The sequence below is a fragment of the Microvirga sp. P5_D2 genome, assembly GCF_054049475.1.
The window spans coordinates 101,187-110,020 of the sequence record NZ_JBFUMH010000005.1 but is presented as its reverse complement, the minus strand read 5'-3'; the positions used below and the strand labels follow the sequence as shown (position 1 = coordinate 110,020).

Here is an 8,834-nt window from a genome sequence, read left to right as displayed (position 1 = left end):
ACCCCGGCCCAGGCCACTTCGATCCGAATCGAGATCGTCAGAAAGCCGCCTGATCAAGTCGGCTTTGCGGTACACCCACGCCGCTGGGTTGTTGAAAGATTCTTCGCCTGGATTAGTCGCAATCGCAGGCTCTGGAAGGATCCTGAGGCGACACTCACGTCAGCYCGAGCGTTCCTCTACGCCGCTTCCGTCATGCTCCTCATCCGCCGCTTGGGTCGATGCTCATGATTTACGGGACGGACTCTTAGTCTCTTCAAGATATTGGAGGAAAGTTTCACGTAACGGTTCTAGGATATCAGCAATTCGTTCTTGTGTTTCTCGATCATGGAACTGAATTGAGAATCTATGGGGCTGGGCTACTTGTACTAAAAATCCTGTAGCCATCTGGAAGACTGGTTGCGGGTCGTAAATAGTAACCGGTCTGAAGGCAGCCCATTCAAATGTATGGCGAAGATGATCCCGCTTCCGCACTACCGTGACGGYCATAGAACTAATCAATTGATCATGCGCGATGGCACGAAGCGTTCCAAAAAGCCCAATTGTACCGCCAAAGGAAGAAAACCCAATCTCGACTCGGCCTGCACGATAAAGTTCCAGACGATTAGTCCAACGCCGAAACAAGGTCGACATCTCGGGTCTTATTAGAGCAATAAGGGCAATTAATGCCGAGCCCATAGCTCCAATATCAGACAAATCCATTAATTGCTCCAAGCGTTGCCTCTAAACGCACTATAGAGGCTAGAAGGCTTATAACAGAACATTGCTTGGAGTATTCTTCACAACTTCTTATGCAATTTAATACAGAGCAGCAGTTATTGAGCGCTTTATGAAGGCGCAGAATTATCTCACCCCGCCGCAAACAAATGCTGAGCGTCCGAGATCGCCTGCGGCTCCTCGAACGCGTTCGGATCGCCCGGTCCCGTCTCCCAGCCCAAGTCCGGCAGGGCGATGATGCGCAGGCCCCTCGGATCGTTACGGGTGACGACGATGTTGCGGGTTTCCATGTAGGCGACGAGGCGGCGGGCGCGGCCGGGGGAGCGGCTGCCGCAGGCGCGGGCGATTTCGCCGTCGGGCGGGCAGGCTGAGCCTTCCATGGCGGCGCGGGCGAGGATCAGGTAGACGCCTTGCAGGTCTTCCTCGAGATCCGCCGCGAAGGCGACCGCGCGGTCCCACTCGGAGCCATCGGCGATGGCGGTGTTGACGCCCGCGCGGGCGACCGCGAGGCGGCGGCGGAAGGCGTTGAGGTTCAGGGGCTCGCCAGCCACGCGCCGGATGCGGCAGCGCACGAGGAAATCCTGATAGAGCACCGCCACGGAGCGGAAGGCGGCCTCGGGATCATCGAGAATTTCGCGCAGGATCGCGTCGAGCGTCGCATCGCGCTCGGCCTTCGATTCCGCAGTCGGCTCGGCCTCGGGCTCGGGCGCGGCGGCAGGCCGGGTGCGGGCGAGCTGGGCCAGGAGATCGTTGGTCGAGGGGGCCGGCGGCGGAGGCGGCGCGCGGCGGGGCATGACGGGGCGGGCGGCAAGCTCGGCCTCGCCTGCCTTGAAGATGAGATCGCGGGCGTCTTCCTTGGGCTGCTCCGGCAGCGGCATGAGCTTGAAGCTGCCGGAACGGGCGGAGGTCTCCACATCGCCGATGCGGATCGGCAGCGGGCGGCGCGACAGCGCCGGGCCGAGCGCCACGAAATGCCCGCGCTCCAGGTCGCGGAACATCTCGGCCTGGCGGCGCTCCATGCCCAGAAGGTCGGCGGCGCGGGCCATGTCGATGTCGAGGAAGGTGCGGCCCATGAGGAAGTTCGAGGCTTCCGCCGCCACGTTCTTGGCGAGTTTGGCAAGGCGCTGCGTGGCGATGATGCCGGCGAGCCCGCGTTTACGGCCACGGCACATGAGGTTGGTCATGGCGCCGAGCGAAACCTTACGCGCTTCGTCGGAGACCTCGCCGGCCGCGGCGGGGGCGAAAAGCTGCGCCTCGTCCACCACCACGAGCATCGGATACCAGAAATCGCGCTCCGCATCGAAGAGGCCGCCCAGGAAGGCCGCCGCGCAGCGCATCTGGGCTTCGCTGTCGAGGCCTTCCAGGCTGAGCACCACGGAGACCCGGTGCTGGCGCACGCGGGCCGCGATGCGCTGAAGGTCGCCCTCGCTGCGGGAGGCATCCACCACCACATGGCCGAACTTGTCGGCGAGCGTGACGAAATCGCCCTCGGGGTCGATGATGGCCTGCTGGACGAGGTTGGCGCTCTGCTCCAGGAGGCGGCGCAGCAGATGCGACTTGCCCGAGCCGGAATTGCCCTGGACGAGCAGACGCGTCGCCAGAAGCTCCTCCAGATCGAGCAGAGCCTGCGTTCCTCCGGGTGCGGAGGACGCCACTCCCATGTCGATGCCGACCTTCATCAGCCTCCCTCATCAGGTTTTGAATTCCGTGTGGTCCTAACACGGCCAAGCCGTGACAGGTGCCATAAGCGCGGGAATCCTCCACAGGCATGCATGCCTATCCCCAGGCATGACGCCGCAGAAGCGCGAAACCGGAGAATGGCCGGGCTCATTAACCCTGGAACGAACCATTTTCGGGAGACCCGATGCCCCTTCCCGCCTCTGAAAGCCGAATCGCCAGCGAGGCTTGATCAATCGGCGATGGCCGCTTCCGCCGCCTTCACCGCCGAGCCGCGTAAGGGAAGCTCCTTCATGGCGATCAGGAAGCCGAGCGCCAGCGTGAAACCGGCAGCGGCCGCCCAGAAAATGTAGCCGAAGACCACGGAGAGATCGACGCCGCTGCGGGAAGCGGCCTCGCCCAGGCTCTCGAAGCTGCCGGCGCCCTGAAGGCCGGACATGCCCAAGAGGATCGCGCCGAACAACGCCACGATGAATGCGCCTCCGAGGGAGCGGAAGAAGTTGGCGGTTCCGGTCGCCGTGCCGAGATCGTGCAGCGCCACGGCGTTCTGGATCGCCACCGTGGTAACGGGCAGGATCGTGCCCAGACCGATGCTCAGCACGCCGAGAATGACTTCGATGGCCCAAATGGGCAGACCGGGCAGCACCGCCAGGATGACGCATCCAAGGATGGCGACGGCAATGCCCGCAACGGGAAGCCGCTTGTAATGGCGGACCTTGGCCATGGAGCGGCCGGAGAGCGTGGCGCCTGCCACCGTGCCCGCCATGAGTGGGATCAACCCTAAGCCCGATTGGCTCGCGGAAATGCCGCGCACGGATTCGAAATAGACCGGCAGGTAGATGGTCAGGCCGATATAGGTGCCCATGGCGAAGCAGGCGGCGAGCGTGCCCATGCGCACCACGGGATTGCGCAGCACGCCGGGCGGAATCAGGGGCTCACGCGCCAGCCTCATGCGGAAGGCGAACACGACCCATAGCCCGAGCGACAGGGCCAGAAGAGCCCCGATCTGCGCGGAAAACCACGGATAGCGCAGGCCACCCCAGCTCAAGGCAAGCAGCAGGGAAACGGTGGCCGACACCATCAGGACCGCGCCCAGGATATCGAGGCTGTGCGGGCGGTCGTGGCGCGGAAGCTTCTTGAGCTCCCGCTGGACGATGCCGAGCGCGATGAAGCCGAGCGGCACGTTGATCCAGAAGATCACGGACCAGTGCAGGTGTTCCGCGAAAAACCCGCCGAGCACCGGCCCGAGCAGGCTCGACGACATGAATACGCTGGCAAAATAGACCTGAAATTTCCCGCGTTCCTTGGGCGGCACCAGATCGCCCACGATGGTCTGGGCCATGGCGATCAGGCCGCCGCCGCCGACACCCTGAAGGCCGCGCGCCAGGACGAGAACGATCATGTTGGGTGCGAGCGCGCAGGCGATGGAGCCGATGATGAAAATCACGATGCCGATCAGCATCGTAATGCGCCGCCCATGGATGTCGCTGAACTTGCCATAGAGCGGCGTGACCGCCGTGGAGGCGAGCAGATAGGCCGTCACCACCCATGGCAGATGCTCGAAATCGCCAAGCTCATGACCGATGGTCGGAAGCGCCGTTGCGATGATCGTCTGGTCGAGGGCCGCCAGGAACATGGCGATCATCACGCCGATGATGATCCTGCTGATTTCCGAATGGCTCAAGGGCGCCTGCTGGCTGCGGAGACTCTCGTTGGTGGCCTGGTCCATTTTATCCATCGCTCGACACGGCGCGTTCCGGCGGAACACGCTCGGCGTATGCCTCTCTACAGGGAATTGCACCGCCTTGGCCCGACGTCCAGCGCAGAACAGATATGCAATCGGGCCTCACGATCGTGTTAAGCACGCTCTTGCCCGCATGTTCCCCCTCTTGCGGGAGACACTTGGATAACGCTAGCTCTTTCGTGTCCATCTCCGAAGATCTCATGGCTCCTCGCACCAAGCTCTCTCTCGCCCAGGCCCGCCGCGTGGCGCTGGCCGCCCAAGGATTTCACGAAGGCCGCCCGGAGCTCGCTGGCGCACGGCATCTGCGGCGCCAGCTTCAGCGTTCGCATCTGCTCCAGATCGATTCCGTCAACGTGCTGGTGCGGGCCCATTACATGCCCCTGTTCTCGCGGCTCGGGGCCTATGACCGGGAGCTCCTGGAACGGGCCGCCTATCACCCGAAAAAGCGCGAGACCTTCGAATACTGGGGCCACGAGGCCTCGCTGATTTCCCTCGATCTCCATCCCCATTTCCGCTGGCGCATGGCATGCGCGGCGCGGGGCGAGGGCATCTATGGCGGGCTCGCCCGTTTCGGCCGGGAGAAGCGCGCCTTCATCGAGGAGGTCCGGCGCGAGATCGCCACGCGCGGCCCCATGGCTGCCGGCGAATTGTCGGGCGGCGGCAAGGGCCAGGGCTCCTGGTGGGGCTGGAGCGACGGCAAGCGGGCGCTGGAATGGCTGTTCTGGGCCGGCGAGGTGACGACCGCGACGCGGCGCGGCTTCGAGCGCATCTACGACCTGCCCGAGCGCGTGTTGCCCTCCGCCGTTCTGAACACGCCCACACCCGATGAAGACGAGGCGCAGCGCGAATTGCTGCGGCGCTCGATCCGCGCGCTCGGCATCGCCTCGGAGCGCTGCCTGCGCGATTATTTCCGCCTCGACGCGCCGGATACGAAGCTGCGCATTGCGGAGCTGGTCGAGGCAGGCGACCTGCTTCCCGTCAACGTCGATGGCTGGAATGGGCCGGTCTATCTTGACCCAGAAGCCAAGTTCCCGCGCCGCGTGGATACGCGCTCCCTCGTCTCGCCCTTCGACCCCATCGTCTGGGAGCGCACGCGCACGGAGCGCCTGTTCGATTTCCGCTATCGCATCGAGATCTACACCCCCGCCGAGAAGCGCGAATTCGGCTATTACTGCCTGCCATTCCTCATGGGCGAGAAGATCGTCGCGCGGGTGGATCTCAAGGCCGACCGCGCCAATGGCCGCCTCATCGTCCACTCGATTCACCCGGAGGCGTCGGTGCCGCCGGCGGAGATCGCCCCGGCGCTCGGCGAAGAGCTTCGCCTGATGGCCGATTGGCTCAACCTCACCGAGATCGCTGCGCCGAAAGCATGGCGCAGGATGCTGGGCGTGTGATAGCCCACTCTCGCAACCTCGGCAAAAACGCCTATTTCCTCCCTGCCATGACCAATTTTCTCTCCCCCATAACCCATATCTGGGTTCGCCTGCGCCTCAATGAAATCGGGCCGCTCCTGTCGCTTGCCGCTTGCGGGTTCTTCGCCTGGGCCTTCATCTCGATCGCCGATGAGGTCTTCGAAGGCGAGACCCATGCCCTCGACAGCACGATCCTGCTTTCGCTGCGTAATCCTCAGGATCTCGCCAATCCTTTGGGTCCGAGTTGGCTGGAGGAAGCCGCACGCGATTTCACAGGCCTCGGCGGCTACGCGATCCTCACGCTTCTGACGTCGGCAGCGGTCATCTATCTGCTGATGGCGGGAAAGCGGGGCGCGGCCCTTCTCGTCCTCGTTTCCATCGTCGGCGGAGCGCTTCTCTCGACGGGTCTGAAAATGGGCTTCGAGCGGCCCCGGCCCGATCTCGTGCCCCATGCTGCACGCGTCTATACGGCCAGCTTTCCGAGCGGCCATGCCATGCTATCGGCCATCACTTACCTGACCCTCGGCGCGTTGCTCGCCCGCGTCGAGAAAAGCCGCCGCATCAGCGCCTTTATCATGGGGCTTGCCATCACCATGACCCTCATGGTCGGCGTGAGCCGCGTCTATCTCGGCGTGCACTGGCCGAGCGACGTGCTCGCCGGCTGGTCCATCGGCGCGGCCTGGGCCTCGCTCTGCTGGTTCGTCGCCCTACAATTGCAGCGGCGCGGGCAGGTGGAAAGGCCGGGCGAAACCTCGACGCCCCACGCAGACGTGGACCGCGCATGAGCGACGCGCCCGACCCGAAGGCGAAAAAGCCTCCGCGGAAGGTTACGCCCGCCTACCTGCAGCGGGCGGCGCTCGCCTATCTCGAACGCTATTCGTCCTCCGCCGAGAACCTGCGGCGAGTGCTGCGCCGCAAGGTGGACAAGCGCTGCCGCCTGCGCGGAGAGGACCCGTCCGAATTCCATGAGTTGATCGACGAGGTGGTGGCGAAAAGCCTCCGCATCGGGCTCATCGACGATACCCGCTACACGGAGGCCCGCGTCGCGACCCTGCGGCGGCGAGGAGGCTCGGCCCGCGCCATTCAGGCCAAGCTCTCGGCCAAGGGCGTGGACCGGAGCACCATCGCGGCGGCGCTCGAAGGCGGCGAGGAGGACGACGAGGAAAAGGCCGCCCACGCCTTTGCCCGCCGCCGCAAGCTCGGCCCCTATCGGCCCGGCGAGCGCGCGCCTTACCGCGACAAGGACCTGGCCTCCCTCGCCCGCGCCGGTTTTCGTTTTGACGTAGCCCGCCACATCATCGACGGTGAGCGCGAGGAGACATAATTTTACCCGGATGATATTGACTGGATAATTTAACCCGGGTAAAACCTGCTCCAACATAGGAGCAGACCATGAACCATGACACCCTTTCTCCCTACACCGCCTTCGCGGGCTCCCGGCATGTGGCGTCCGGAGACCTGCGCCATGTTGCGCTCAAGGCGCATGAATCGCTGGACAAGGGCGAGCAGGCGCCGCTCGTCATCCTGGACAACGCGACCTGCCGTCTCGTGGAGGTGGACCTTCGCGGAACGGCCGACGATGTGGTGAAGCGCCTGCCCGCTCAATCGGATGCGCAAGCTGAGCCGGAGCCTGAGGATACGCCGCGCGGTCCGGGACGGCCCAAGCTTGGCGTGGTCGCGCGGGAGGTCACCCTGCTTCCGCGCCATTGGGAATGGCTCAACGGTCAGCCGGGCGGCGCATCGGTAGCCCTGCGCAAGCTCGTGGAGGATGCAAGGCGCTCGCATCAGGCCAAGGATCGCCAGCGCGAAGGCCGGGACGTCCTGTATCGCTTCATGTCGATGCTCGCGGGCGATCAGCCGGGCTTCGAAGAGGCTTCACGCGCCCTGTTTGCGGGCGACAAGGCTGGCTTCAGCAAGCATATCGCCTCATGGCCGCAGGATCTGCGCCATCATGCCGAGATGCTGTCCGGCGCCGCGTTCGAGGACGCCTGAAACCCTCAGCGCACATACATGATGGTCGGGCTGTCCTTGTAGGTCGTGCGCTGAATCTCCCGGTATCCGCATTTCTCGGCCACGCGGATCGATGGCGTGTTCTCAGGCGCGATGATGCAGGCGGTGCGGACGGGGCCGAAATGGCGCTCGCCCCAGGCGATAACCGCCCGCACGGCTTCCGTCGCATAGCCCTTGCCGTGGACTTGCGGAGACAACGCCCAGCCGGCTTCCGGAATGCCGATGAGCGACGGCTCGATCTCGCGCTTGCCTTCGGCAAAGCCCGTTTCGCCGATGAAACGCCCAGTAGCCTTTTCCTCGACCGCCCAATAGCCGAAGCCGAGCAGCGACCAATGGCCGATATAGCGCAGCAGCCGGCCCCAGACCTCCTCCTGCGTCGAAGGCCGTCCGCCAATGAAACGCGTCACCTGCGGATCGGACCAGAGGGCAAAGGAATCCGCGAAATCATCGATCCGGTGGCCGCGAAGGACGAGGCGCTCCGTCTCGATCACCGGAACGATTGCGGGAGAGGAACCGGACATATCTTTCAACCAAATCGTTAGAGGAGCCCCGCGCCGACATTCACGGCCAGCGCAAGGATTGTGGTGTTGAACAGGAAGGACATGATGGTGTGGGCCAGGGCTAGGCGGCGCATGCGCTTGGACACGATCGCTACGTCCGAGGTCTGCCCCGCTGCGCCGATATTGAAAGAGAAATAGAGAAAATCCCAGTAATCCGGCTGCTCCTTGTCCGGGAAGGCAAGGCCCTGACGCTCGCCTTCGTCGCCGTAATATTCGTGGGCATAATGGATGGCATAGATCGTGTGCACGAAAAACCATGAACAGAGAATGGTGACACCTGCGATCGCGAGCCCGAAGACCTGCTGCCCGCTCTGATCGGCCTTGATGCCGCTCAGCTCGGCGGCGATGGCGATGAGGCTGGCGACAGCCGCCGCCACGGTGAGCGCAAGAATCACGGCGCCCGCCTCGTCCTCCTGGGCTGCCCTCCGCTCCATCGCCTTGGTCGAGGAGCGAGCAGCCATGGTCCACGCCAGGATGAGATAACAGGCCACTCCGATATCCCAGCTCACCAGAAACCGCGAATTCGCACTCCAGGATCTCGGCAACAGGACGAAAACGAGAAGAGTGACGATCGCCGAACCGAGAAGACGCAGGCGCAGGCGGGATTGAAGGAAGGTCATGAACAAGGATGCATCTCAACTAAAATGGCCCGAAGCCCACAATGCCGGCAAACCGATTATGCACATTTAGCCCTGGAGGCTGCCGTCGCATGTCTGC

At 63.9% G+C, this 8,834-nt stretch carries 9 protein-coding genes and 1 pseudogene; 5 read left to right on the top strand and 5 right to left on the bottom strand.

Annotation, left to right across the window (positions count from 1 at the left end; all coding sequences use genetic code 11):
• Positions 1-228, top strand: a pseudogene (locus ACXJKO_RS03785) (IS5/IS1182 family transposase); the annotation flags it as partial.
• Here ACXJKO_RS03785 and ACXJKO_RS03780 read toward each other — a convergent pair.
• The 3 genes from ACXJKO_RS03780 to ACXJKO_RS03770 all read right to left on the bottom strand — a co-directional run bounded on the left by ACXJKO_RS03780 (position 223) and on the right by ACXJKO_RS03770 (position 4,120).
• Positions 223-699 (bottom strand): hypothetical protein, encoded by a 477-nt coding sequence (locus ACXJKO_RS03780; protein WP_457089742.1) that lies wholly within the window; start codon positions 697-699, stop codon positions 223-225. The pseudogene ACXJKO_RS03785 and the gene ACXJKO_RS03780 sit on opposite strands and share 6 nt — an antisense overlap.
• 146 nt (positions 700-845) lie before the next feature.
• Positions 846-2,393 carry a helicase HerA domain-containing protein gene (locus tag ACXJKO_RS03775; protein ID WP_457089741.1) on the bottom strand — a complete coding sequence of 516 codons (1,548 nt, stop codon included), beginning with the start codon at positions 2,391-2,393 and terminating at the stop codon, positions 846-848.
• Positions 2,394-2,623: 230 nt separating this feature from the next.
• Entirely contained in the window at positions 2,624-4,120 is a 1,497-nt protein-coding gene (locus tag ACXJKO_RS03770) for an MDR family MFS transporter (RefSeq protein WP_457089740.1), read from the bottom strand.
• Positions 4,121-4,335: 215 nt separating this feature from the next.
• On the opposite strand from ACXJKO_RS03770, the gene ACXJKO_RS03765 reads away from it, so the two are divergent.
• The 4 genes from ACXJKO_RS03765 (at position 4,336) to ACXJKO_RS03750 (ending at position 7,539) form a co-directional block, all read left to right on the top strand.
• Positions 4,336-5,529 carry a winged helix-turn-helix domain-containing protein gene (locus tag ACXJKO_RS03765; RefSeq protein ID WP_457089749.1) on the top strand — a complete coding sequence of 398 codons (1,194 nt, stop codon included), beginning with the start codon at positions 4,336-4,338 and terminating at the stop codon, positions 5,527-5,529.
• Between the two features lie 47 nt (positions 5,530-5,576).
• Positions 5,577-6,332: a phosphatase PAP2 family protein gene (locus ACXJKO_RS03760; protein WP_457089748.1), complete on the top strand. Its 756-nt coding sequence runs from the start codon at positions 5,577-5,579 to the stop codon at positions 6,330-6,332.
• Positions 6,329-6,871: a regulatory protein RecX gene (locus ACXJKO_RS03755; protein WP_457089739.1), complete on the top strand. Its 543-nt coding sequence runs from the start codon at positions 6,329-6,331 to the stop codon at positions 6,869-6,871. Before ACXJKO_RS03760 ends, ACXJKO_RS03755 begins: the two co-directional genes overlap by 4 nt.
• Positions 6,872-6,939: 68 nt before the next feature.
• Entirely contained in the window at positions 6,940-7,539 is a 600-nt protein-coding gene (locus ACXJKO_RS03750; RefSeq protein WP_457089738.1) for a DUF2239 family protein, read from the top strand.
• Between the two features lie 5 nt (positions 7,540-7,544).
• On the opposite strand, the gene ACXJKO_RS03745 is transcribed toward ACXJKO_RS03750, so the two are convergent.
• Positions 7,545-8,078, bottom strand: a complete 534-nt coding sequence (locus tag ACXJKO_RS03745) for a GNAT family N-acetyltransferase (protein ID WP_457089737.1) — start codon at positions 8,076-8,078, stop codon at positions 7,545-7,547.
• Between the two features lie 17 nt (positions 8,079-8,095).
• Positions 8,096-8,737, bottom strand: a complete 642-nt coding sequence (locus ACXJKO_RS03740) for a DUF1345 domain-containing protein (RefSeq protein ID WP_457089736.1) — start codon at positions 8,735-8,737, stop codon at positions 8,096-8,098.
• Between the last annotated feature and the right edge of the window lie 97 nt (positions 8,738-8,834).

Coding starts and splice junctions, on each gene's coding strand:
- ACXJKO_RS03775 (WP_457089741.1), bottom strand. CDS start 2,393: ATGAAGGTCGGCATCGACATGGGAGTGGCGTCCTCCGCACCCGGAGGA.
- ACXJKO_RS03770 (WP_457089740.1), bottom strand. CDS start 4,120: ATGGACCAGGCCACCAACGAGAGTCTCCGCAGCCAGCAGGCGCCCTTG.
- ACXJKO_RS03765 (WP_457089749.1), top strand. CDS start 4,336: ATGGCTCCTCGCACCAAGCTCTCTCTCGCCCAGGCCCGCCGCGTGGCG.
- ACXJKO_RS03760 (WP_457089748.1), top strand. CDS start 5,577: ATGACCAATTTTCTCTCCCCCATAACCCATATCTGGGTTCGCCTGCGC.
- ACXJKO_RS03755 (WP_457089739.1), top strand. CDS start 6,329: ATGAGCGACGCGCCCGACCCGAAGGCGAAAAAGCCTCCGCGGAAGGTT.
- ACXJKO_RS03750 (WP_457089738.1), top strand. CDS start 6,940: ATGAACCATGACACCCTTTCTCCCTACACCGCCTTCGCGGGCTCCCGG.
- ACXJKO_RS03745 (WP_457089737.1), bottom strand. CDS start 8,078: ATGTCCGGTTCCTCTCCCGCAATCGTTCCGGTGATCGAGACGGAGCGC.
- ACXJKO_RS03740 (WP_457089736.1), bottom strand. CDS start 8,737: ATGACCTTCCTTCAATCCCGCCTGCGCCTGCGTCTTCTCGGTTCGGCG.